Below are 23,931 nucleotides of genomic sequence, written 5' to 3'. Positions count from 1 at the left end.
CCCTTCCGTGCAGGGGCTGATGGCTCTCAGCCTAGGCCGGTCGGGGGCGGCGGTCCTGTCGGCCCGGGTACTAACCCCCGTACGCTCCCGAGGCCGTCAGACGCAGGGCCGTGTCGATCAGCGGGACGTGGCTGAACGCCTGCGGGAAGTTACCGACCTGACGCTGCAGCCGCGGGTCCCACTCCTCCGCGAGCAGGCCCAGATCATTGCGCAGGGCCAGGAGCTTCTCGAACAGGGTGCGGGCCTCGTCGACCCGGCCGATCATCGCGAGGTCGTCCGCCATCCAGAACGAACAGGCCAGGAACGCGCCCTCGTCGCCGGGCAGTCCGTCCACGCCGGCGTCCTCGCCGTCCGTCGGGTAGCGCAGGATGAATCCGTCCGTCGTCGACAGCTCCCGCTGGATCGCCTCGATGGTGCCGATGACGCGCTTGTCGTCGGGCGGCAGGAAACCCATCTGCGGGATCAGCAGCAACGACGCGTCGAGCTCCTTGCTGCCGTAGGACTGCGTGAAGGTGTTGCGCTCCTTGTCGTAGCCCTTCTCGCACACGTCCCGGTGGATGTCGTCGCGCAGGTCGCGCCACTTCGCCAGCGGGCCGTCCGCGTCACCGGACTCGATGAGCTTGATCGTGCGGTCCACCGCGACCCAGGCCATCACCTTCGAGTGCACGAAGTGGCGGCGCGGGCCGCGCACCTCCCAGATGCCCTCGTCCGGCTCGTCCCAGTGGTCCTCCAGGTACCGGATGAGCTTGAGCTGGAGCAGCGACGCGTAGTCGTTGCGGGCGAGGCCCGTCATGTGCGCCAGGTGCAGCGCCTCGGTGACCTCGCCGTAGACGTCGAGCTGGAGCTGGTGCGCCGCCCCGTTGCCCACGCGCACCGGCGCCGAGTTCTCGTACCCCGGCAGCCAGTCCAGCTCCGCCTCGCCGAGCTCGCGCTCGCCCGCGATGCCGTACATGATCTGCAGGTTCTCCGGGTCGCCGGCCACCGCGCGCAGCAGCCACTCGCGCCAGGCGCGGGCCTCCTCGCGGTAGCCGGTGCGCAGCAGCGAGGACAGGGTGATCGCCGCGTCCCGCAGCCAGGTGTAGCGGTAGTCCCAGTTCCGTACGCCGCCGATCTCCTCCGGCAGCGAGGTGGTGGGGGCCGCCACGATGCCGCCCGTCGGCGCGTAGGTGAGCGCCTTCAGCGTGATCAGCGAGCGGACCACGGCCTCGCGGTAGGGCCCGTGGTACGTGCAGTGGTCGACCCACTCGCGCCAGAACTCCAGCGTCGCGTCCAGTGCGCCGTCCGGGTCCGGCAGGGCCGGCTGGTCCTTGTGCGAGGGCTGCCACTGGATGGTGAAGGCGAACTTCTCGCCGGGCGAGACGGTGAAGTCGGAGTACGTCGTCAGGTTCTCGCCGTACGTGTCCGTGTCCGTGTCCAGCCACACCGAGTCCGGACCGGCCACGGCGACCGTGCGCCCTTCCACCTTGTGCACCCAGGGCACGATCCGCCCGTACGAGAAGCGCATGCGCAGCGCCGAGCGCATCGGGACGCGCCCGCTCACGCCCTCCACGATCCGGGTCAGCTGCGGCGCGCCGTCGCGCGGCGGCATGAAGTCGGTCACGCGCACCGTGCCGCGCGGGGTGTCCCATTCGGAGACGAGGACCAGCGAGTCGCCGCGGTACTCGCGCCGCGTCGCCGCCGGTGGTCGGGCCCCCGCGGCGTACGCGGGTCCCAGCCGCCAGAAGCCGTGGTCCTCGGTGCCGAGCAGCCCGGCGAAAATGGCGTGCGAGTCGAAGCGGGGCAGGCACAGCCAGTCGACCGTGCCGTCCCGGCAGACCAGGGCGGCGGTCTGCATGTCTCCGATGAGTGCGTAATCCTCGATGCGCCCGGCCACGTGCAACTCCAGTCGAACGGCCACGTACGCCCCCGGAAGGTCAGGGGGCTGGGGTCAGGGGGAAGGCCGACGGACAGATGCTGGATACGTCCCGACACGTCGACCTGTATACGGCTGTACGGCGATTTTGGCGTGTAACGGCGTTGTCAAACGAACTGACGGACCGGTGTTCCGGGAGGGCCAGCCGAGTGTCCGAGCAGGATACGACGCACGTACCCGCTCTGCGTGCCGCTCGCGGCAACACCCCTGGGCCGAACGGGTGACCGCAGGGTGACGAAGCCGTGTACCCCGCCGATACCCCGTCCATGCGGTGGCCACGCGTGCGCGGAGCGTGGCCGGAAGCGGTCTCGTCCGGTCGCTGATACCCTGGTAGCCCGTGAGCCGGTGGTCATAGAACCCCCGAACCGCAGCGACGGCACCTCCCCCGGAAGACCTGGTGAGGAAGCCGGTACGCAGTCCAGACCGCGACCACGGGAGCCCCCCTTTGGCCATGACGCCCAAATCCACGACGACCAAGCACATCTTCGTCACCGGGGGTGTCGCCTCCTCCCTCGGCAAGGGCCTCACCGCCTCCAGCCTCGGGATGCTGCTCAAGGCACGGGGCCTCCGCGTCGTCATGCAGAAGCTCGACCCGTACCTGAACGTCGACCCGGGCACGATGAACCCCTTCCAGCACGGTGAGGTGTTCGTCACGAACGACGGCGCCGAGACCGACCTGGACATCGGCCACTACGAGCGCTTCCTCGACCGCGACCTCGACGGCTCGGCCAACGTGACGACCGGCCAGGTCTACTCGCAGGTCATCGCCAAGGAGCGGCGCGGCGAGTACCTCGGCGACACCGTCCAGGTCATCCCGCACATCACGAACGAGATCAAGCACCGCATCCGCCGCATGGCGACGGACGAGGTCGACGTCGTGATCACCGAGGTCGGCGGCACCGTCGGCGACATCGAGTCGCTGCCCTTCCTGGAGACCGTCCGCCAGGTCCGCCACGAGGTCGGCCGGGACAACGTCTTCGTCGTCCACATCTCGCTGCTGCCCTACATCGGCCCCTCCGGCGAGCTGAAGACCAAGCCCACCCAGCACTCCGTCGCCGCCCTGCGCAACATCGGTATCCAGCCGGACGCCATCGTGCTGCGCTGCGACCGTGAGGTCCCCACCGCCATCAAGCGCAAGATCTCGCTGATGTGCGACGTGGACGAGGACGCCGTCGTGGCCTGCCCCGACGCCCGCTCCATCTACGACATCCCGAAGGTCGTGCACACCGAGGGCCTCGACGCGTACGTCGTGCGCAAGCTCGACCTGCCGTTCCGCGACGTGGACTGGACGACCTGGGACGACCTGCTCGACCGCGTCCACAACCCCGACCACGAGATCGTCATGGCCCTGGTCGGCAAGTACATCGACCTGCCCGACGCCTACCTGTCGGTGACCGAGGCGCTGCGCGCCGGCGGCTTCGCCAACAAGGCCCGCGTCAAGATCAAGTGGGTCACCTCGGACGACTGCAAGACCCCGGCCGGCGCCAAGAAGCAGCTCGGCGACGTGGACGCGATCTGCATCCCCGGCGGCTTCGGCGACCGCGGTGTCTCCGGCAAGGTCGGCGCCATCCAGTTCGCCCGCGAGAACAAGGTCCCGCTGCTCGGCCTCTGCCTGGGCCTGCAGTGCACCGTCATCGAGGCGGCCCGCAACCTCGCGGACATCCCGGACGCCAACTCCACCGAGTTCGACGCCGCGACCGCCCACCCGGTCATCTCCACCATGGCCGAGCAGCTCGACATCGTCGCCGGTGAGGGCGACATGGGCGGCACCATGCGGCTCGGCATGTACCCGGCCAAGCTCGCCGAGGGCTCCATCGTGCGCGAGGTGTACGACGGTAAGGAGTACGTCGAGGAGCGCCACCGTCACCGCTACGAGGTGAACAACGCGTACCGCGCCGAGCTCGAGAAGAAGGCCGGCCTGCAGTTCTCCGGCCTCTCCCCGGACGGCAAGCTCGTCGAGTACGTCGAGTACCCGCGCGACGTCCACCCCTACCTGGTCGCCACCCAGGCGCACCCGGAGCTGCGCTCGCGCCCGACGCGTCCGCACCCGCTCTTCGCCGGTCTGGTGAAGGCCGCGGTCGAGCGCAAGGTCGCGGCCGCCGCCGCTGCCACGGGGGCCAAGAAGGCCAAGTAAGGCCCGTACGCCGAGCGGATGTACGGTTACCGGGGTGCGTGCCGAATGCGGCACGTGCCCCGGTTTCTTTGTGTGGCAAGTTCTCTGTGTGGCAAGCGCTTCGCGCGGCAAGTGGGAGGAACGTTCGGCATGACGACGATCAGGGACACCGCCGAGCAGTGGGAGGTCCGGGCGACCGCGACCCCCTTCGTCGGGAACAAGACCTCCGTACGGACGGACGAGGTCGTCATGCCCGACGGCGAGGTCGTCCACCGCGACTACCAGGTCCACCCGGGGTCCGTCGCCGTGCTCGCCCTCGACGACCAGGACCGGGTGCTGATCCTCAAGCAGTACCGCCACCCCGTGCTCATGAAGCTCTGGGAGATCCCGGCAGGGCTGCTCGACATCCCCGGTGAGAACCCGCTGCACGCCGCCCAGCGCGAGCTCTACGAGGAGGCGCACGTCAAGGCGGAGGACTGGCGCGTCCTGACCGACGTCTACACGACGCCGGGCGGCTGCTCCGAGGCCGTGCGCATCTTCCTCGCGCGGGATCTCGCGGAGGCGGAGGGGGAGCGGTTCGAGGTCGAGCACGAGGAGGCCGACATGGAGTTGGCCCGGGTGCCGCTGGCCGACCTGGTCTCCGGGGTGCTCGCCGGTGACCTGCACAACAACTGCCTCGTGGTGGGCGCGCTCTCGCTCGTCGCGGCCCGCTCTGTCGAGGGCGGGATGGATGCGCTGCGGCCCGCCGAGGCGCCCTGGCCTGCGCGGCCGTTCGAGGCCTGATCCGTTTCGTCGGCGGGTGCGGGTTCGGTGGGGGCTGGTCGCGCAGTTCCCCGCGCCCCTGGAATGCACGCCCTTCGGGCGGCATTCCCCCGATGAAGGCTGCGCGCAGCGCATGCCTTCAGGGGCGCGGGGAACTGCGCGAGAAGCCCCACCGGGCCCGCAGCCCGCGACGAATCCCCACCCGGTCCCACAATCCGCTGATCCGATCAGGGGACTTGTGCGCGCCGCCCGCCAAGGGCACCCGTACCCCCTGAACTAGGCTCGGGATCGCCCCTGCCGACCCCCGGAGGGGATGGGTGAGACGGAGCGTGGCCCGTGACGGATCAGGCGGTCGAGTCGGACGACGTGACGGCGGTCGGGAAGTCGTCCGGACCCGCACCCCGCACCCCCCGCAAACCCCGGCCCCGCCCCACGGTGAACCGTCAGTTCCTGGGCCGCCGCCGGGAGTTGGCCGAACTCAGGTCCGACATCGAGCGGGCCGGACTCGACACCCTGTCCGGCCGGAAGGCCCCCCGCGCCCGCGTCCTGCTCATCGCGGGCCGCCCCGGCACCGGCCGCACCGCACTGGCCGGGGAACTGCTGCGCGAGGTCGCCGAGCGGTACCCGGACGGGGCGCTGCGGGTCCGGCTCAGCGGCGCCGACGGCACCCCCGTCCCGACCGAACGCGTGGCCCGTGAGCTGCTCGACGCCCTCGCACTGCCCGCGCCGCCCGGCGAGTCCGCCGACGACCTCACGGAGCGGCTGCGCGAGGGGCTCGCCCTGCGCCGCGTCGTCCTGTTCCTCGACGACGCGCAGGACGCCGAACAGGTCGACCAACTGCTGCCCGACACCCCGGACTGCCTGGTCGTCGCCGTCGCCGAGGGCCCCCTCACCGGCATCCCCGACGTACGGCCCTGCACCCTCGGCGGCCTCGACACCAAGTCCGCGCTCGAACTGCTCACCCGCCACACCGGCTCCGTCCGCATCACCTGCGACCCGCGCTCGGCCGAGTCCCTGGTCGAACTGTGCGGGGCCGAGCCGGCCGCGCTGGAACTCGCCGGCGGTTGGCTCGCCGCACGGCCCAAGGAGTCGGTGGCCGACCTGGCCAAGCAGCTGCACGCCCAGGACGGCGAGGGCACCGCGCTCGCCCGGGTGTTCCGGCACACCTACGCCACACTGCCCGGGCCTGCCGCCCGCATACTGCGCTATCTGTCGCTCGCCCCCGACGGCTACGTGGACCCGCACACCGCGTCCGCGCTGGCCGGCTGCTCCGTTTCCGCCGCGCAGACCACCCTCGACGACTTCGTGACCCTGGGCCTGGTCCGTGCCGTGCTCTCCGAGCTGCCCCAGTACGAGGTGCCGGGCTGCCTGGTGCCGCTGCTGCGCGGGCTCACCGAGACTCAGGACCGGCCCGGCGAGGTGCAGCTGGCCCGCGCCCGCATGCTGGAGCGCACCGTACGGCTGCTCACCTCCTGCCGCGCCGTCACCGAGCCGGACGGGTCCCCGGCCCGCAAGAAACTCGCCGGGCTGCCCAGCGCCCTGCGGTTCGCGGACCCCGGGGCCGCCGCCGAGTGGCTGCGCGTCCGGCAGCCCGCGCTGCTCGCCGCGGCCCGCCTGGCCGTCGCCGACGGCGAGCTCGACACCCTGGCCCGGCGGCTGATGTCGGCGCTGTCCCGGGCCCTGGTCGCCCACCGCGGCACCGAGGCGGCGGCCCCCGAGCTGTACGGGATCCACCGGATGGTGCTCGACGTCGCCGAGCGCCGCGATCTGCCCCGCGAGAAGGCCGCGGCGCTGCTGAACCTGGCCGACGTGGACGCGCAGACCGGCCGGACCCGGGACGCCCTCGCCCGCTACCGGGCCGCGCTGGACGCCGGACGCGAGGCCCGGGACCCGTACGCGACCGGCCGCGCGATGGAATCCGTAGGAGGCGCGCACCAGGAGCTGGGGGACTGGCAGCGGGCCGCCGACTGGTACGGGCGGGCCCTCGCGCAGCGGCTCGCGCGCGGGGAGCGGGCCGACGCCGCGCGCCTGCACGGCCGGATCGCCGCCGTGCACACGTACGCGGGCCGGTACGGGGAGGCGCTGCGCAGCTGGCGCTCGGCGGTGGCCGGGTACCGCAAGGAGGGCGATGTGCCCGCGCAGGCACGGGCGTTGAGTGAGCTGGCACGGGTGCAGGAGTACGCGGGGCGGCCCGAGGAGTCGCTGCGCACCTGCCAGGAGGCGGTCGAATGGGCACGTCAGGCCAAGGACGTCCGGCTGCAGGCGGCGCTCCAGCTGCGGCTGGCCGACACCCTCGAACGACTGGGCGACCCCGCGGCGGCCAAGCTGCACCGGGGCGCGGCCGAGCGCATGCTGGGGGAGGAGCTCACCCTGGAGGTAAAACCTTCGGAACAGGCCGCGAACACCTACGAAATCCGTAGTGCATCCTCTGAAGATTGATGTAACGAAAGGCTAGACAGCAAGAAAACCTTCATTAGACTGGCTCCGCTGCGGTGATTCCGCGGTCTCTCCTGGTGTGTCCCCCGGCACACTGGTATGTAGTGCATTGCCCGAGAAATCCCCTGAGCCAAGGACCGTGATCGACGATGAAGGTCGGCATCCCCCGCGAGGTCAAGAACAACGAGTTCCGGGTGGCCATCACCCCCGCCGGCGTGCATGAGCTCGTGCGCCACGGCCACCAGGTCTTCATCGAGCAGAACGCCGGTGTCGGCTCCTCGATCACGGACGACGAGTACGTCTCGGCCGGTGCGCGGATCCTCGGCACCGCCGACGAGGTCTGGGCCACCGCCGACCTGCTCCTGAAGGTCAAGGAGCCGATCGCGGAGGAGTACCACCGCCTCCGCAAGGACCAGACGCTCTTCACCTACCTGCACCTGGCCGCCTCCAAGGAGTGCACGGACGCGCTCCTCGAGTCCGGCACCACCGCCATCGCCTACGAGACGGTCGAGACCGCGAACCGCGCGCTCCCGCTGCTCGCCCCGATGTCCGAGGTCGCGGGCCGCCTGGCCCCGCAGGTCGGCGCCTACCACCTGATGCGCTCGGTCGGCGGCCGCGGCGTGCTCCCCGGCGGCGTCCCCGGCACCCACGCCGGCAAGGCCGTCGTCATCGGCGGCGGCGTCTCCGGCTGGAACGCGACGCAGATCGCCGTAGGCATGGGCTTCCACGTGACCCTGCTCGACAAGGACATCAACAAGCTCCGCGAGGCCGACAAGATCTTCGGCACCAAGGTGCAGACGATCGTCTCCAACGCCTACGAGCTGGAGAAGGCCGTCATCGAGGCCGACCTCGTCATCGGCGCCGTCCTCATCCCGGGCGCCAAGGCCCCGAAGCTGGTCACCAACGAGCTCGTCGCCAAGATGAAGCCCGGAAGTGTCCTTGTCGACATCGCGATCGACCAGGGCGGCTGCTTCGAGGACTCGCACCCGACCACGCACGCCGAGCCGACCTTCATGGTCCACAACTCGGTCTTCTACTGCGTCGCCAACATGCCGGGCGCCGTGCCCAACACGTCGACGTACGCGCTGACCAACGCCACGCTGCCCTACATCGTGTCGCTGGCGAACAACGGCTGGGTCGAGGCCCTGCGCCGCGACGCCGCGCTCGCCCTGGGTCTCAACACCCATGACGGCAAGGTGGTTTACAAGGAGGTCGCCGAGGCGCACGGTCTCGAGCACCTCGAGCTCGAGACGCTCCTCGGCTGACGTCAACCGAAGTCGTCAATCTCACGCCTACGGCCGGACCTCGTCAGAGGTCCGGCCGTACGTGCATGGGTCAGGACATGGTCAACTCGCCTTGAAGGTAACCCTTTAACCGATTCGCTCCCTCGCGAAACGTGGCGAAGAACCCCCGTACGCCCTTGACATGAGGGTGTTCCATTACCGACACATCGTGCCGGGTCCGGTGGATTGTGTTGCTGCGGAGCGGTGACACGCCATAGAGTCGCCAACCGTCGGCATGGTGCCACGCTGACCTATCGATAAATGTTCCTGGTCACGTCCAAGGAGGTAAGACGACTTGTGAATGAGTCGACATTTACTCCCGGAGGTGGCCGGCCGGGCGGGCAGGGACCCGCGGGGCTTCAGGCTGTCGGCTCCGTCGCTGTACGCACCTTCGCGGCCCACCAGAGCGGCTACCGGAGCAGCCCCCCGCAGACGCCGACGCAGACAGCACACCAGAGCATGGATGGCCATCACGTGAACGCCATGGCCGGCGACCGAAGCGGCGACACACAAAGCCACTTCGCCGACTACGACGAACTGCCCGAGGGGCACTTCTACGACCCCGACGCCGAGTACGAGCCCGATCCCGAGTACGCGGCCACGCTCGCCCCGGACGCTGCCCGTCAGCGCCGCGAGCGCGTCGGCCCGACCGGGCGCCCGCTCCCGTACTTCCCGATCCCAGGACCGCTGACCGACCACGGCCCGGCGAAGATCATCGCGATGTGCAACCAGAAGGGCGGCGTCGGCAAGACCACGTCGACCATCAACCTGGGTGCCGCGCTCGCCGAGTACGGACGCCGGGTGCTGCTCGTCGACTTCGACCCGCAGGGTGCCCTGTCGGTCGGCCTCGGCGTCAACCCGATGGAGCTCGACCTCACCGTCTACAACCTGCTCATGGAGCGGGGCATGTCGGCCGACGAGGTCCTCCTGAAGACCGCGGTCCCGAACATGGACCTGCTGCCGAGCAACATCGACCTGTCGGCCGCCGAGGTCCAGCTCGTGAGCGAGGTCGCGCGCGAGTCCACGCTGCAGCGCGCCCTGAAGCCGCTGATGTCCGACTACGACTACATCGTGATCGACTGTCAGCCCTCGCTCGGCCTGCTCACCGTGAACGCCCTGACGGCGGCTCACAAGGTGATCGTGCCGCTGGAGTGCGAGTTCTTCGCGCTGCGCGGTGTGGCCCTGCTGACCGAGACGATCGAGAAGGTCCAGGAGCGGCTCAACCCCGACCTGGAGCTCGACGGCATCCTCGCCACGATGTACGACTCGCGGACCGTGCACAGCCGTGAGGTCCTCGCGCGCGTGGTCGAGGCGTTCGACGATCACGTCTACCACACGGTCATCGGCCGCACGGTGCGCTTCCCGGAGACCACGGTCGCCGGCGAGCCCATCACCACGTACGCCTCGAACTCGGTCGGTGCCGCCGCCTACCGTCAGCTCGCCAGGGAGGTGCTCGCCCGGTGTCACGCCGAGTGAGTCTGCCGGGGGCCGACGAACTGTTCCGTACGACCGGGGGCATGGCACTGCAGGCGTCGTCGCCGAGACGCGGCGCGAACGCGAACGGTGAACCCCGGGTGCCGAGTCCGGCGGGCGAGAGCGACGAGGCGGCCGGTGCGGCCTCCGTGGCCCCGGCGGCCAAGGAGGGCGGGGCGGACCCTTCGTCCGAGGGCGCCGAGCACGCCGCCGCCGAGGCGGAGTCCGACTCCGGCTCGCGCAGCCGCGGCGGGGCGGGCGAGGGCGGGGACAAGCCCGACCGGCGTCCGTCGGGGAGCGCGCAGGAAGGTTCTGGCAGTGGCCGCGGCGGGACCGCCGGGGCCCGGCGCCGCGCCCGGGCCGCCAATCGCCGGCCCAGCGGCCGCGAGCGGCACGACGAGAAGATCACCGTCTACGTCTCCGCCGAGGAGCTGATGGACCTCGAGCATGCGCGCCTGGTGCTGCGCGGCGAGCACGGGCTCGCCGTCGACCGCGGCCGCATCGTGCGCGAGGCCGTCGCCGTCGTCCTGGCCGACCTGGAGTCCCGCGGGGACGCGAGCATTCTCGTACGCCGGCTGCGCGGGCGGTAGCGGTAGCCTCCGGCCTTGATGCCTGAGAACGATCCGAGCCCCGCCCCGCCCGAGCGCCCGCCCCGACGCGTGCTGGGCCGCGGCGCGGCGGCGGCTCCACCGCGAGAGCCGGAGCCCGAGCCGGTGGCCGAGGAGCCCGGGCCGGAGCCGCGGCCCGCGCCGGAATCCGAGCCGGCGCCGGAACCGGAGCCCGTGTCGGAGCCGGAGCCCGGCGCCGACGACGGGAAGTTCACGGTCCGGCTGGCGAACTTCGAGGGCCCCTTCGATCTGCTGCTGCAGCTGATCGCCAAGCACAAGCTCGATGTCACCGAGGTCGCGCTGTCCAAGGTGACCGACGAGTTCATGGCGCACCTCCGGGCCTTGGGGCCGGACTGGGACCTGGACCAGACGACCGAGTTCCTGGTCGTCGCCGCCACCCTGCTGGACCTGAAGGCGGCGCGGCTGCTGCCCGCCGCCGAGGTCGAGGACGAGGGAGATCTCGCGCTGCTGGAGGCGCGGGACCTGCTGTTCGCCCGGCTGCTCCAGTACCGCGCGTACAAGCGGATCGCCGACATCTTCAGCGCCCGGTTCGAGGACGAGGCGCGGCGCCACCCGCGCACCGTCGGCCTCGAGCCGCACCACGCCGAACTGCTGCCCGACGTCGTGATCAGCATCGGCCCCGAGGGCTTCGCGAAGCTCGCCGTGAAGGCGATGCAGCCCAGGCCCAAGCCGCAGGTCTACGTGGACCACATCCACGCCCCGCTGGTCAGCGTGCAGGAACAGGCCGGGGTCGTGGTGGCGCGGCTGCGCGAGCTCGGCGAGGCCAGCTTCCAGGACCTCGTGGCCGACACCGACGACACGCTCACGGTCGTGGCCCGCTTCCTCGCCCTGCTCGAGCTGTACCGGGAGAAGGCCGTCGCCCTGGACCAGGAGGCCGCCCTCGGCGAGCTCCTGGTGCGCTGGACCGGCGGCGAGGGCGAGGCGCAGCCCGTCGTGACGGACGAGTTCGACCGGGCGTCGGAAAGTCCGGAGGAACCGGGGAGAGAGCAGCAGGAGGAGGCCGTATGAGTGCCGTACCGGACGACGGCGTGGCGGGGCTCGACCTCAAGCCCGCCCTGGAGGCCGTCCTCATGGTCGTCGACGAGCCCGCCACCGAGAAGCACCTCGCGAAGATCCTGCAGCGGCCCGAGCGGGCCGTCGCGGACGCCCTGCGCGCCCTGGCCGACGAGTACACCGTCCAGGGCCGCGGCTTCGAGCTGCGCCCCGTGGCGGGCGGCTGGCGCTTCTACACCCGGCCGGAGTACGCGGCCGCCGTCGAGGGATTCGTGCTCGACGGGCAGGTCGCGCGGCTGACCCAGGCCGCTCTGGAGACGCTCGCGGTCGTCGCGTACCGCCAGCCGGTGAGCCGTTCGCGGGTCTCCGCGGTGCGCGGGGTGAACTGTGACGGGGTCATGCGGACCCTGCTCCAGCGCGGTCTCGTGGAGGAGGCGGGCGCGGAACCCGAAACAGGTGCGATCCTGTACAGGACGACGAACTACTTTCTGGAGCGGATGGGCCTGCGCGGCCTGGACGAGCTCCCGGAGCTCGCGCCCTTCCTCCCCGAGGCGGACGCGATCGAGGCGGACACGCTGGAAGGGGTCCCGTCGTTCGACCCGGACGCACCCGATGCGCCGGGGTACGAGCACGCAGACGACTAGACGGAAACTTGATGCGAAGCAGCAGCGGCAGGAACAGCAGCGGAAACAACGGCGGGAGCCGTGGTGGCAACAGCGGCGGCCGCGGCGGGAGCAGCGGTGGCCGCGGTGACTACCGTGGCGCCGGGAGCAACCGCGATGACAAGCAGGGCGGCGGCGGCAGCGGCCGTCCGAAGAAGCCGCGTCCCGAGGAGCGGCGTTACGACGTAGGCCCCGGTGGCACGCAGGACGGCCCGAAGACGGGCCGCGGCGCGTCCGCGCGCGGTGGCGCCAAGGGCGGCCCCAAGCGCGGCCAGCAGTCCTCCACGGGCCGTGGGCGCTGGGTCCCGGCGACCTCGCGCGAGTACGAGGCGCGGGCCGAGGAGCGCAACCGCGAGCGCTACGCGGGCAAGCCGAAGGTGAACCTCCCCAAGACCTTCCCCGGCGCCGAGCAGGAGGGCGAGCGGCTGCAGAAGGTGCTCGCCCGGGCCGGCTACGGCTCGCGGCGTTCCTGTGAGGAGCTCGTCGAGCAGGCCCGTGTCGAGGTCAACGGCGAGATCGTGCTCGAGCAGGGCATGCGCGTCGACACCGAGAAGGACGAGATCAAGGTCGACGGTCTGACCGTCGCCACGCAGTCGTACCAGTTCTTCGCGCTCAACAAGCCGGCCGGTGTCGTCTCCACGATGGAGGACAACGAGGGCCGGCAGTGCCTCGGGGACTACACGAACAACCGCGAGACGCGGCTGTTCCACGTCGGGCGGCTCGACACCGAGACCGAGGGTGTCATCCTGCTCACCAACCACGGCGAGCTGGCGCACCGGCTGACCCACCCGAAGTACGGCGTGAAGAAGGTCTACCTCGCGCACATCGTCGGCCCGATCCCGCGCGACCTGGGCAAGCAGCTCAAGGACGGCATCCAGCTGGAGGACGGGTACGCGAAGGCGGACCACTTCCGCGTCGTCGAGCAGACCGGCAAGAACTACCTGGTCGAGGTGACCCTGCACGAGGGCCGCAAGCACATCGTGCGCCGCATGCTGGCCGAGGCCGGGTTCCCGGTCGACAAGCTGGTGCGGGTGGCCTTCGGGCCGATCACCCTCGGCGACCAGAAGTCCGGCTGGCTGCGCCGCCTGTCGAACACCGAGGTCGGCATGCTGATGCAGGAAGTCGACCTCTAGGCCGCAGACAGGTCCCGGGCAGACCCCGGTAAGTCGGCGGTAAGTCGGTGGTAGGTCCGCCGCAGGGCTTGTGAGCGACGACCCTCTCCCTTTAAGGTCAAGTAGACCAATAACGGGAGGGGGTCGCCGCATGCCCGGCACCGACACACCGGTCGCACCCAGCGCACCGGCCTACGACAAGCACGCCTACGAGCCCTTCGCCGTCACCGTCGATCTGGCCGTCTTCACCATCCGCTCCGGCACCCTGCACATCCTGCTCGTCGAGCGGGGCCAGGAGCCCTACGCCGGACGCTGGGCCCTGCCCGGCGGCTTCCTGCGACCCGACGAGTCCGCCGAGGCCGCGGCCCGGCGCGAGCTCGCCGAGGAGACCGGGCTCGACGACGTGGCGGGCCTGCACCTGGAGCAGCTGCGCACCTACAGCGACCCGCGGCGCGACCCGAGGATGCGGGTCGTCTCCGTCGCCTTCGCCGCGCTCGTCCCCGACGCCCCGCAGGCGCACGGCGGCGGCGACGCGGCCCGCGCCGCCTGGATCCCGTACGGCGGCCAGGACACCGGAGCCCACGGGCCCCTCGCCTTCGACCACGACCGGATCCTCGCCGACGCCCACGAGCGGATCGGCGGCAAGCTCGAGTACACCTGCCTCGCCACCGCGTTCTGCCCGCCCGAGTTCACCCTCGGCGAGCTGCGCCACGTCTACGAGGTCGTCTGGGGCACCGAGCTCGACCCCGCGAACTTCCGGCGCAAGGTCCTCGCGACGCCCGGCTTCGTCGCGCAGATCCCCGGCGCCTCCCGGCTCACCGGCGGCCGCGGCAAACCCGCCGCGCTCTACCGAGGGGGCGGCGCCGACTCGCTCCACCCGCCGCTGCTGCGCCCCGCACCCGAGCCCGCTCCCACGGAGGGAACCCGCCGATGACCACCCCGACCAAGAACCCCGCCACCGGGTCCCTCCTCGGCCTCGCCCTCGGGGACGCGCTCGGCTTCCCGACCGAGTTCAACGACGTCCCCTCGATCCTCGCCAAGCTCGGCCCCTGGCGGGACATGGACCTGCCCCGGCCGCGGGCCCACATCACCGACGACACGCAGATGGCGCTCGCCGTCGCCCGCGCCCTGCGCACCGGCATGGGGCGCGGCACCCTCGGCCCGAAGCGGTTCGAGCGGCCGCTGCGCGAGGAGTTCGTCGACTGGTACCACTCGCCCGACAACAACCGCGCCCCCGGCAACACCTGCCTCACCGCCTGCCGCCTCCTGGACAGCGACCGCCACTGGCACCAGGCCACCCAGATCCACTCCAAGGGCTGCGGGGCCAACATGCGGGTCACCCCGCTCGGCCTCGTCCCCGGCCTCAGCGACGCACAGCGCTCCGGCGCCGCCCAGCTGCAGTCCGCCCTCACCCATGGCCACCCCACCGCCCTCGCCGCGAGCGAACTCACCGCACGGGCCGTCCAGCTCCTCGCCGAGGGCGTCGACCCCACCGGCCTCGTCGGACAGCTGCGCTCCCACGCCCTGCGCAGCCGCACCGTCTACCGCGAGGACTGGCTCGGCGACCTGTGGCGCGGCTCCCAGGACCCGGACCCCGAGCACTTCGTCACCCGCGGCTGGGACGAGTGCCTCGCCGTGCTCGAAAAGCTTGAGGCCGCCCTGCGCGACGCCAACCCCGAGGTCGACCCCTGCCTCGCCACCGGCGCCGGCTGGATCGCCGAAGAGGCCCTCGCCACCGGCCTGTTCTGCTTCCTGCTCTTCGTCGACGAGCCCGTCCTCGCCCTGCGCCGCGCCGCCTGCACCTCCGGCGACTCCGACTCGATCGCGGCCCTCACCGGCGCCTTCGCGGGCGCCCACCTCGGCGCCGACGCCTGGCCCGCGGACTGGGTCGAGCGGGTCGAGCACCGCGACGAACTCCTCGCGATCGGCGCCGCCTGGGACGGGGGCACCCTGTGACCGTCCTCGCCGACGCCGGACTGCCCGAGGGCGCCGACCTCACCGCGATCGTCGCCGACCAGACGGACCCGCTGCTCTTCGCGACCGTCTCCGGCGCCCACCTGTACGGCTTCCCGTCCCGCGACTCCGACGTCGACCTGCGCGGCGTCCACCTGCTGCCGCCGCAGGCGCTCGTAGGACTGCGCGAACCGGACGAGACGCGCTCGCGCATGTGGGACAAGGACGGGATCGAGATGGACCTCGTCACCCACGACCTGCGCAAGTTCGTCCGCCTCATGCTGCGCCGCAACGGCTACGTGCTGGAGCAGCTGCTCTCGCCGCTCGTCGTGCACACCGGCCCCGCGCACGCCGAACTCGTCGCGCTCGCCCCCGGCGCCCTCACCCGGCACCACGCCCACCACTACCGCGGCTTCGCCGGCACCCAGTGGCGGCTCCACGAGAAGACGCGCGAACTCAAGCCGCTGCTCTACACCTTCCGCGTCCTGCTCACCGGCATCCACCTCATGCGCACCGGCCGCGTCGAGGCCCATCTGCCCACCCTGCTCGAGGCCGTGGACGCCCCCGGCTATCTGCCCGAGCTGATCGAGGCGAAGGCCGCCGCCGAGCACGGTGGCACCGACCTGCCGTCCGAGCGGGCCGCCGCCGACATCGAGGCGCTGCACTTGGAACTCGATGCCGCGCAGGCAGCGAGCACCCTGCCGGACGAGCCGAGCGCGTACGACGCCCTGGACGACCTGATCACCCGGGTACGGCTAGAGGGACTCCAGCGCTGACGCCCGCCGGGTCCGGACGAGGAACGCCTCGACCCGGGCCCGGTCCGGCTCCGGCGGCAGCGGGGTGCGCGCCGCGGCCTCCTCCGCCTGCGCCGCGAGCGCGGTCATCCTGCGCTCGACCTCCGCCCACGGCACCTCGCCGCGCTTGACCGCGAGCAGCTCCTCGCGCTGCCCGCTCACGTCGATCACCAGCTCCCCGGTGCGCAGCAGATCGCGGCACGAGGCCAGCAGCCGCAGCAGGTGCATGGCGTGCTTCCAGCGCGGGGCGCCGTGCGTGCGCACGTCCGCCTCCAGCTTCCTGCGCTGACCGAGCGCGTACCGGGCGAACGTGTCGTGCGCCTGCCGCGACAGGAACGCGTCGCGCAGGCCGAGCAGCTCACGCCCTGTGTCGTTGATCCGCTCCACGAGCGGCGAGTGCAGACACTCCAGCACGTTCGGGTTCGCGCGCAGCGCCAGCGAGCAGAACCGCTCCAGCTCCCAGGAGAACTGCTCCTCGGCCGGCCCGTCCACATGCGTCGGCGGCTTCTCGAAGCGCCAGAACAGCGGCGTCGGCGCCAGGAACACACCCCGCAGGTCCGTGTCGCTGCCCTCCGTGGCCAGACCGAAGGCCCGCGAACCCATCACGCACGCGTACACCGTGTGATCGCGCACCAGCTGCTCCGGTTCCATGCCCGGAGCCTACGAGCGCCGGTCGCACCGAGTGGCGGCAGGGGGCGGCCCGGGTGACATTGAGGTGGTCGTCTGCGGCACTCCGAAAGGCACAAGGTCATGGCTGGAATGGATCTGGGCGGTCTGCTCGGCGGTCTCCTCGGCGGAGGCGGCCAGGGCGCGGCGGGCGGCGGAGGCGGGGCGGGGGCCAACGTCCTCGGCTCGCTGCTGCAGAGCGTGCTCGCGGGCAGGACCGGAGGCGGCTCGGCCGGCTCCAACCCGCTGGGCGGCCTGATGGACATGATCACGAAGTCCGGCCTCGGCGACCAGGGGCAGCTCGACTCCTGGATCGGCACCGGCGACAACCAGCCGCTCAGCCCCGAGCAGGTCAAGCAGGCCGTCCCCGACGAGACCCTCGACAAGGTCGCCGCCGAAGCGGGCGTCAGCCGCGAGGAGGCCGCCCAGCAGGTGGCCCGACAGCTCCCGCAGGCCGTCGACCGGCTCACCCCCGACGGCCAGGTGCCCTCCGGGGCCTCCCTGGAGGACCTCGTCAAGGAACAGCGCCTCTGATCCCCGTACGCACGCCCCACGACGCGCGGCGCCCGTCTCGACAGACGGGCGCCGCGCGTCGTGTCGCACCGGCGCGATTACGCTGGGCGATGGCAGAACGTACGCGGGATCAAGGAGTGACACGGTGGCGGTACGAGCGGTCCGGGGCGCGGTCCAACTCGAACGGGACGACGCCGGGCACATGGAGGAGCAGGTCGGCGAGCTGCTCACCGCCGTCCTGGAGCGGAACGGGCTGACCGGCGACGACCTGATCTCCATCTGGTTCACCGCCACCCCCGACCTGCACTCCGCCTTCCCCGCGGCCGCCGCCCGCGGCCTGGGCATCGTGGACGTCCCGCTGATCTGCGCCCAGGAGCTCGACATCGCCGGCGCCATGCCGCGCGTCGTCCGCCTCCTCGCGCACGTCGACACCGAGCTGCCCAAGTCCGAGGTCGCGCACGTCTACCTCGGCGCCGCGGCCGCCCTGCGCAAGGACATCGCCCAGTGAGAACCGCACTCGTCATCGGCACCGGCCTCATCGGCACCTCCGCCGCCCTGGCGCTCGCCTCACGCGGCGTCGCCGTGCACCTCGAGGACCACGACCCGGACCAGGCCCGCACCGCCGCCGCGCTCGGCGCCGGCAGCGCCGAGGCCCCCGAAGGCGTCGTCGACCTGTGCCTCGTCGCCGTACCGCCTGCGCACGTGGCGCAGCAGCTCGCCGACGCCATGCGCCGCGGCGTCGCCCGCGGCTACCTCGACGTCGCCAGCGTCAAGGGCGGCCCGCGCCGCGAGCTGGAGGCGCTCGGCCTCGACCTCACCGCCTACATCGGCACGCACCCCATGAGCGGCCGCGAGCGCAGCGGCCCGCTCGCCGCGACCGCCGACCTCTTCGAGGGCCGGCCCTGGGTGCTCACCCCGACCCGGGACACCGACACCGAGGTCCTCAACCTCGCCCTGGAACTGGTCGCCCTGTGCCGGGCCGTGCCCGTCGTCATGGACGCCGACGCCCACGACCGGGCCGTCGCCCTCGTCTCGCACATGCCGCACCTCGTCTCCGGCATGGTCGCGGCCCGCCTGGAGAACGCGGAGGAGGCCGCCGTCCGCCTCTGCGGCCAGGGCATCCGCGACGTCACCCGGATCGCCGCCTCCGACCCGCGCATGTGGATCGACATCCTCTCCGCCAACCCGGGCCCCGTCGCCGACCTGCTCACCGACCTCTCCGCCGACCTCGACGAGACGGTACGGGCGCTGCGCGCGCTGCAGTCCTCCGATGACGACAAGCGCCGCGAGGGCGTCGAGGGCGTCGAGACGATGCTGCGCAAGGGGAACGCGGGCCAGGCCCGGGTCCCCGGCAAGCACGGCGCCGCCCCCGCCACGTACGAGGCCGTCGCCGTCCTCATCTCCGACCAGCCGGGTGAGCTCGCTCGCATCTTCGCGGACGCCGGCGCCGTCGGGATCAACATCGAGGACGTACGGATCGAGCACGCGACCGGGCAGCAGGCCGGTTTCATCCAGCTCATGGTGCAGCCCGCGGCCGCGCCCAAGCTCGCCGCCGCGCTGCGCGAGCGGGGCTGGGCCATGCGCCAGTGAGAGGCGGCGGTACGAGGTGCCCGTAAGAGTCGCTTCTCAGAGCCAGTAACCTTGTGCGGGGCGTGTCCGCGCCTCGTCCGCATGCCCCCGTGCACTGAGAAAGGTGTCCGTCACCCATGGAAACCCCGGCAGCCGTGATCGTCGCCATCGACGGACCCTCCGGCACGGGCAAGTCGAGCACCTCGAAGGCCGTCGCCGCGCAGCTCGGGCTGAGCTACCTGGACACCGGCGCCCAGTACCGGGCGATCACCTGGTGGATGGTGAACAACGGCATCGACCTGAGCGACCCGTCCGCCGTCGCCGCGGTGGCGGGCAAGGCCGACATCGTCTCCGGCACCGACCCGTCCGGCCCCACCATCACGGTGGACGGCACCGACGTGGCGGGCCCCATCCGTACGACCGAGGTCACCTCCCAGGTCAGCGCCGTCAGCGCCGTCCCCGAGGTGCGGGCCCGGATCACCGAGCTGCAGCGCTCCATCGCCGCCTCGGCCGAGCAGGGCATCGTCGTCGAGGGCCGGGACATCGGTACGACGGTGCTGCCCGACGCCGACCTCAAGATCTTCCTGACCGCCTCGCCCGAGGCCCGCGCCGCCCGCCGCTCCGGCGAGGTCAAGGGCTCCGACGTGAAGGCGACGCAGGAGGCCCTCGTGGCGCGCGACAAGGCCGACTCCAGCCGCAAGACGTCTCCGCTGGCCAAGGCCGGCGACGCCGTCGAGGTCGACACCACCGACCTCACGCTGCAGCAGGTCATCGAGTGCGTCGTCACGCTGGTCGAGGAGAAGCGGGCCTCCCGGTGAGCGACGCTCCCTCCGAGCGCGGCGCCGAGGTCGGACGGCGCATCGGCGTCGGCTTGATGTACGGGCTGTGGAAGCCGCGCGTGCTGGGGTCCTGGCGGGTCCCCGCGAGCGGCCCGGTGATCCTCGCCGTGAACCACGCGCACAACATCGACGGGCCCATGGTCATGGGCGTGGCCCCGCGCCCGGCGCACTTCCTGATCAAGCAGGAGGCGTTCGTCGGACCGCTCGGCCGCTTCCTCGACGGCATCGGCCAGGTGAAGGTGGACCGGACCGGCACGGACCGCACCGCCGTCACCCGCGCCCTCGACGTCCTGCGGAACGACGGCGTCCTCGGGATCTTCCCCGAGGGCACCCGGGGCGAGGGCGACTTCGCCTCGCTGCGGGCCGGGCTCGCGTACTTCGCGGTGCGCTCCGGCGCTCCGATCGTCCCGGTCGCGGTGCTGGGAAGCACCGACCGGCCCGGACGGTTGATAAAGGGGCTGCCTCCGCTGCGCAGCCGGGTCGACGTCGTTTTCGGCGACCCCTTCGAGGCGGGCGACGGCAGCGGCCGCCGCACGCGCAAGGCGCTGGACGAGGCGACCGTGCGCATCCAGGACCGGCTCACCGCCCACCTGGAGAATGCCAGGCGCCTGACCGGGCGCTGAGCGAGACTTTCAGTAGTGCGCGCGCCCCGAACGGGCGCGGGCACCGATCACCACGATGAACGACGAGGTACGGACTTCATGAACGACCAGATCCAGCCCGAGGGCGGCGCGGAGCACGATCACGGCGCGCTCGGCGACGCTGAGTACGCCCAGTTCATGGAGCTCGCGGCCGAGGAGGGCTTCGACGTCGAGGACGTCGAGGGCGCGATCGAGGAGGCGGGCCACGGCCCGCTGCCCGTCCTCGCCGTCGTCGGCCGCCCCAATGTCGGCAAGTCGACCCTGGTGAACCGCATCATCGGCCGCCGCGAGGCCGTCGTCGAGGACAAGCCGGGCGTCACCCGCGACCGCGTCACGTACGAGGCCGAGTGGGCGGGCCGCCGCTTCAAGGTCGTCGACACCGGCGGCTGGGAGCAGGACGTCCTCGGCATCGACGCGTCCGTGGCCGCCCAGGCCGAGTACGCCATCGAGACCGCCGACGCCGTCGTCTTCGTCGTCGACTCCAAGGTCGGCGTCACCGACACCGACGAGGCCGTCGTCCGCCTGCTGCGCAAGGCCAAGAAGCCCGTCGTGCTGTGCGCCAACAAGGTCGACGGCCCCAGCGGCGAGGCCGACGCCACCGCCCTGTGGGCCCTCGGCATCGGCGAGCCGCACCCCGTCTCCTCGCTGCACGGCCGCGGCACCGGCGACATGCTCGACGCCGTCCTGGAGGCGCTGCCCGAGGCGCCGCAGCAGACCTTCGGCGCCACCGGCGTCGGCGGCCCGCGCCGCATCGCCCTGATCGGCCGCCCGAACGTCGGCAAGTCCTCGCTCCTGAACAAGGTCGCCAACGAGGAGCGCGTCGTCGTCAACGAGCTGGCGGGCACCACCCGCGACCCGGTCGACGAGCTGATCGAGCTCGGCGGTGTCGTGTGGAAGTTCGTCGACACGGCGGGCATCCGCAAGCGCGTCCACCTCCAGCAGGGCGCCGACTACTACGCCTCGCTGCGTACCGCCGCGGCCGTCGAGAAGGCGGAGGTCGCGGTCATCCTGATCGACGCCTCCGAGTCCATCTCCATCCAGGACCAGCGGATCGTGACGATGGCGGTCGAGGCCGGCCGCGCGGTCGTCGTCGCGTTCAACAAGTGGGACACCCTCGACGAGGAGCGGCGCTACTACCTGGAGCGCGAGATCGACACCGAGCTCGCCCAGATCGCCTGGGCCCCGCGGGTCAACGTGTCGGCGCGTACCGGCCGCCACATGGAGAAGCTCGTCCCGGCGATCGAGACGGCGCTGGACGGCTGGGAGACCCGTGTCCCCACCGGCCGCCTGAACGCCTTCCTCGGCGAGCTGGTCGCCGCCCACCCGCACCCGGTCCGCGGCGGCAAGCAGCCCCGCATCCTGTTCGGCACGCAGGCCGGCACCAAGCCGCCGCGGTTCGTGCTGTTCGCCTCCGGCTTCATCGAGGCGGGCTACCGGCGCTTCGTGGAGCGGCGTCTGCGCGAGGAGTTCGGGTTCGAGGGGACGCCGATCCACATTTCCGTGCGGGTGCGGGAGAAGCGCGGCAGGAACAAGTAGAACAAGTAACGGCGAGAGCTACGGCCGCGCCGGGTACCTCAGTGGTGCTCGCGGCGCGGAGCGGGCGGCAGGGCGGCCGGGAGCGAGACTCCCGGACCGGCGTGCCGCCCGCTGCTCGTCTGCCACAGCTGCGGCGGGGTGTGGTGCCGCGAGCCGTACATGCCCGCCCCGAACGAGGTGAACCCCAGCTCCTCCTCGCCGCTGCGATCGCCCGGCAGGGCCCGGAAGGAGCGGCGGTACTCCGCGTACAGCGCGTCGTAGATCGGGGTGGCCGAGCGGCCGCCCGCCGGGGGCTGCGAGGGCCGCATCGACGGGATCGGCGTCGGGTACGGCTGACGCCGCGGGGCTGAGGTGAGGTCGTATGGGTGCACATACGTGCAAACGACCCGGTCCCCCGTCGGATGCGCCCTTGGCCTCGGCTTTTGCGGGGCGTCAGGGGCGTTGAGCGGCGGATTCGGCGGGGGCCGGGTCGTGCGGGTCCTACGGGGAGTGCGCGGCCGGCGGCTCAGGTGCCCGCGAGCGGCATCGCGGCGGCGACCAGGCGCCCGTTCGCCGCGGCCTTGTCGAGCGCGTCGCGCAGCAGATCCTCGCGGGGCTGGCGGCCGATCGAGCCGACCGGGGCGGCGAAGACGAGCACGGTCTGCGTCTTGTTCGCCGCGGCCCGCCAGCCCTCCGTCACCACGAGCGGCTGGTGCGCCTGCCACCAGGCGACCTGCCCGGGCGCGCCGCCGGTGCCGGGCTGCAGGACCGCGTGCAGCCGGCCCATCGCCAGCAGCACCGACCAGCCGGGCAGCGAGCGCGGCGCCTGCGCCAGCTCCGGCAACGGCATGAAGCCCTGCTCGATCAGGAGCGGCAGGAAGTCGTCGCCGCCGGACTGCGCGCCGGGGCGGGAGATCGGGCCGGTCGGCTCGACGACGAGCGCGGGGTGCAGATCGCCGTTGATCAGGATCAGGCCGCTGGTCACGCCGAGCACGGCCTGCGCGGGCGGCGCCTCGGCCGACGCGTCCGCGCCGGGGGAGCCGAGCGACTGGACGGCGCCCTGCAACTGGTCCTCGTTGACCTGGACGACCTGCGAGGGCAGGCAGGCGGCGTGGGCGAAGGCGAGCACGGCGGTCTCGTCGCCGACGAACAGGACGGTGCTGGTCCGTTCCTGCTGGGTGTCGCCCGGGGTACGGCAGGACGTGCAGTCGTAGCTGCCCGGGGCGTTGTCCCCGGCGAGCAGCCGGTCGGCTTCTTCGTCGCCGATCTCGGCGCGTACGTCGTCACTGACGTCGAGCAAGCGCGGCACGGGTGGCTCCTCAGGATCGGTCTCGCTGTGAGTGCTGATGAAGGGACAACGGGTGACCGGCCGCCTGGGTCACGCATCCCGTACAAAAGCGCAGGTCCGCCGACCGGGTGGGGCCGCGCCGGGCGCGGCGCGGCACGGCCGCGCCCGGCGCGGCGCTGCGTAGCGTGACGCGATGCATCTGATCCCCGTGACGCCCGCCGCGCGGCGCTGTGCGGCGGCCCTGCTGGGCGCGCTCCTTCCCCTGGGCCTGACCCTGGACCTCGCGCACGCCGCGGCCGTCCCGCCGCCCGCCCCGGGGCCCGGCGGGTTCAGTGCGCCCCGCGTCTGCACCAAGGGCACGTGGCCGTGGGACTGCGTCGCCGACTGCGAGAGCAGCGGCCGCTGGAACGCCAACACCGGGAACTCGTACTACGGCGGCCTGCAGTTCTGGCAGGCGACCTGGAAGGCGTTCGGCGGCCTGAAGTACGCGCCGCGCGCCGACCTCGCCACCCGCGAGGAACAGATCAAGGTCGCCGAGGACGTGGTCCGTGTCCAGGGCTGGGGCGCCTGGCCGGTGTGCGCGAAGCGGTACGGGCTCAGTGGGCGGGCCCATTTCGTGCAGCCCGGCGACACGCTGGGCGCCGTGGCCGTCCGTTTCAAGGTCCGGGGCGGCTGGGAGGCCCTGTACGCGGCCAACCGCAAGACGATCGGGGCCGATCCGAACCGGTTGGTCGTCGGCATGATGCTCAAGCTCCCCTGACCCTCCGGCAGCCCCGCG

General features: G+C 72.1%; 23 protein-coding genes. 19 read left to right on the top strand and 4 right to left on the bottom strand.

The annotated features are described in order from the left end of the window. Positions 1–70 precede the first annotated feature (70 nt). A complete protein-coding gene (locus ACIBTU_RS31445) occupies positions 71–1,873 on the bottom strand; it encodes a glycoside hydrolase family 15 protein (RefSeq protein ID WP_399130052.1) in 1,803 nt (600 codons plus the stop codon). Positions 1,874–2,363: 490 nt separating this feature from the next. Here ACIBTU_RS31445 and ACIBTU_RS31440 point away from each other — a divergent pair, with 490 nt between their 5' ends. The 12 genes from ACIBTU_RS31440 to ACIBTU_RS31385 all read left to right on the top strand — a co-directional run bounded on the left by ACIBTU_RS31440 (position 2,364) and on the right by ACIBTU_RS31385 (position 16,104). Further along, entirely contained in the window at positions 2,364–4,046 is a 1,683-nt protein-coding gene (locus tag ACIBTU_RS31440) for a CTP synthase (RefSeq protein ID WP_399130032.1), read from the top strand. A gap of 129 nt (positions 4,047–4,175) precedes the next feature. After that, positions 4,176–4,808, top strand: a complete 633-nt coding sequence (locus tag ACIBTU_RS31435) for an NUDIX domain-containing protein (RefSeq protein ID WP_399130031.1) — start codon at positions 4,176–4,178, stop codon at positions 4,806–4,808. Positions 4,809–5,255: 447 nt separating this feature from the next. After that, positions 5,256–7,226 (top strand): tetratricopeptide repeat protein, encoded by a 1,971-nt coding sequence (locus ACIBTU_RS31430; RefSeq protein WP_399130051.1) that lies wholly within the window; start codon positions 5,256–5,258, stop codon positions 7,224–7,226. A 146-nt stretch (positions 7,227–7,372) separates the two neighbouring features. Next, positions 7,373–8,488 carry an alanine dehydrogenase gene (gene ald / locus ACIBTU_RS31425; protein WP_399130030.1) on the top strand — a complete coding sequence of 372 codons (1,116 nt, stop codon included), beginning with the start codon at positions 7,373–7,375 and terminating at the stop codon, positions 8,486–8,488. Between the two features lie 315 nt (positions 8,489–8,803). Next, positions 8,804–9,982 carry a ParA family protein gene (locus tag ACIBTU_RS31420; protein WP_399130029.1) on the top strand — a complete coding sequence of 393 codons (1,179 nt, stop codon included), beginning with the start codon at positions 8,804–8,806 and terminating at the stop codon, positions 9,980–9,982. Next, entirely contained in the window at positions 9,967–10,569 is a 603-nt protein-coding gene (locus tag ACIBTU_RS31415) for a hypothetical protein (protein ID WP_399130028.1), read from the top strand. The genes ACIBTU_RS31420 and ACIBTU_RS31415 overlap by 16 nt, the downstream gene beginning before the upstream one ends. 18 nt (positions 10,570–10,587) lie before the next feature. After that, positions 10,588–11,616, top strand: coding sequence for a segregation and condensation protein A (locus ACIBTU_RS31410; protein WP_399130027.1), 1,029 nt, complete (start codon positions 10,588–10,590; stop codon positions 11,614–11,616). Continuing rightward, positions 11,613–12,245 carry an SMC-Scp complex subunit ScpB gene (scpB, locus tag ACIBTU_RS31405; protein WP_399130026.1) on the top strand — a complete coding sequence of 211 codons (633 nt, stop codon included), beginning with the start codon at positions 11,613–11,615 and terminating at the stop codon, positions 12,243–12,245. Before ACIBTU_RS31410 ends, scpB begins: the two co-directional genes overlap by 4 nt. Before the next feature lie 11 nt (positions 12,246–12,256). Further along, positions 12,257–13,396: a pseudouridine synthase gene (locus ACIBTU_RS31400; protein ID WP_399130025.1), complete on the top strand. Its 1,140-nt coding sequence runs from the start codon at positions 12,257–12,259 to the stop codon at positions 13,394–13,396. Between the two features lie 130 nt (positions 13,397–13,526). After that, entirely contained in the window at positions 13,527–14,309 is a 783-nt protein-coding gene (locus tag ACIBTU_RS31395; protein ID WP_399130024.1) for an NUDIX hydrolase, read from the top strand. After that, the gene (locus ACIBTU_RS31390) at positions 14,306–15,331 is read left to right on the top strand and encodes an ADP-ribosylglycohydrolase family protein (RefSeq protein ID WP_399130023.1); all 1,026 of its coding nucleotides are present in this window, start codon (positions 14,306–14,308) and stop codon (positions 15,329–15,331) included. Before ACIBTU_RS31395 ends, ACIBTU_RS31390 begins: the two co-directional genes overlap by 4 nt. Continuing rightward, complete coding sequence (locus tag ACIBTU_RS31385) at positions 15,328–16,104, top strand: DNA polymerase beta superfamily protein (RefSeq protein WP_399130022.1); 777 nt, start codon at positions 15,328–15,330, stop codon at positions 16,102–16,104. The genes ACIBTU_RS31390 and ACIBTU_RS31385 overlap by 4 nt, the downstream gene beginning before the upstream one ends. On the opposite strand, the gene ACIBTU_RS31380 is transcribed toward ACIBTU_RS31385, so the two are convergent. After that, positions 16,084–16,773 carry a DNA polymerase beta superfamily protein gene (locus tag ACIBTU_RS31380; RefSeq protein ID WP_399130021.1) on the bottom strand — a complete coding sequence of 230 codons (690 nt, stop codon included), beginning with the start codon at positions 16,771–16,773 and terminating at the stop codon, positions 16,084–16,086. The genes ACIBTU_RS31385 and ACIBTU_RS31380 overlap by 21 nt on opposite strands. A gap of 99 nt (positions 16,774–16,872) precedes the next feature. On the opposite strand from ACIBTU_RS31380, the gene ACIBTU_RS31375 reads away from it, so the two are divergent. The 6 genes from ACIBTU_RS31375 to der all read left to right on the top strand — a co-directional run bounded on the left by ACIBTU_RS31375 (position 16,873) and on the right by der (position 21,886). After that, positions 16,873–17,322: a YidB family protein gene (locus ACIBTU_RS31375; RefSeq protein WP_399130020.1), complete on the top strand. Its 450-nt coding sequence runs from the start codon at positions 16,873–16,875 to the stop codon at positions 17,320–17,322. Positions 17,323–17,446: 124 nt separating this feature from the next. After that, positions 17,447–17,809 carry a chorismate mutase gene (aroH, locus tag ACIBTU_RS31370; RefSeq protein WP_399130019.1) on the top strand — a complete coding sequence of 121 codons (363 nt, stop codon included), beginning with the start codon at positions 17,447–17,449 and terminating at the stop codon, positions 17,807–17,809. Continuing rightward, a complete protein-coding gene (locus ACIBTU_RS31365) occupies positions 17,806–18,891 on the top strand; it encodes a prephenate dehydrogenase (protein WP_399130018.1) in 1,086 nt (361 codons plus the stop codon). The genes aroH and ACIBTU_RS31365 overlap by 4 nt, the downstream gene beginning before the upstream one ends. Positions 18,892–19,007: 116 nt before the next feature. Then, positions 19,008–19,688, top strand: coding sequence for a (d)CMP kinase (gene cmk, locus ACIBTU_RS31360; RefSeq protein WP_399130017.1), 681 nt, complete (start codon positions 19,008–19,010; stop codon positions 19,686–19,688). Then, the gene (locus tag ACIBTU_RS31355) at positions 19,685–20,332 is read left to right on the top strand and encodes a 1-acyl-sn-glycerol-3-phosphate acyltransferase (protein WP_188339742.1); all 648 of its coding nucleotides are present in this window, start codon (positions 19,685–19,687) and stop codon (positions 20,330–20,332) included. The genes cmk and ACIBTU_RS31355 overlap by 4 nt, the downstream gene beginning before the upstream one ends. Before the next feature lie 78 nt (positions 20,333–20,410). Continuing rightward, entirely contained in the window at positions 20,411–21,886 is a 1,476-nt protein-coding gene (der, locus tag ACIBTU_RS31350) for a ribosome biogenesis GTPase Der (RefSeq protein WP_399130016.1), read from the top strand. A 38-nt stretch (positions 21,887–21,924) separates the two neighbouring features. Here der and ACIBTU_RS31345 read toward each other — a convergent pair whose 3' ends face one another. Both ACIBTU_RS31345 and ACIBTU_RS31340 read right to left on the bottom strand, forming a co-directional pair. Beyond that, the gene (locus ACIBTU_RS31345; protein WP_399130014.1) at positions 21,925–22,194 is read right to left on the bottom strand and encodes a hypothetical protein; all 270 of its coding nucleotides are present in this window, start codon (positions 22,192–22,194) and stop codon (positions 21,925–21,927) included. 197 nt (positions 22,195–22,391) lie between these two features. After that, entirely contained in the window at positions 22,392–23,174 is a 783-nt protein-coding gene (locus ACIBTU_RS31340) for a hypothetical protein (RefSeq protein WP_399130013.1), read from the bottom strand. A gap of 172 nt (positions 23,175–23,346) precedes the next feature. Between ACIBTU_RS31340 and ACIBTU_RS31335 the strand changes: the two genes are divergently transcribed. Beyond that, positions 23,347–23,913: a transglycosylase family protein gene (locus tag ACIBTU_RS31335; RefSeq protein WP_399130012.1), complete on the top strand. Its 567-nt coding sequence runs from the start codon at positions 23,347–23,349 to the stop codon at positions 23,911–23,913. Positions 23,914–23,931 lie beyond the last annotated feature (18 nt).

Source organism: Streptomyces sp. NPDC050145 (assembly GCF_044460245.1).
In the GTDB taxonomy this organism is placed as follows: Bacteria; Actinomycetota; Actinomycetes; order Streptomycetales; family Streptomycetaceae; genus Streptomyces.
Note: the sequence above shows the minus strand (reverse complement) of the source record. Positions and strands in the feature narration are given on the sequence as shown.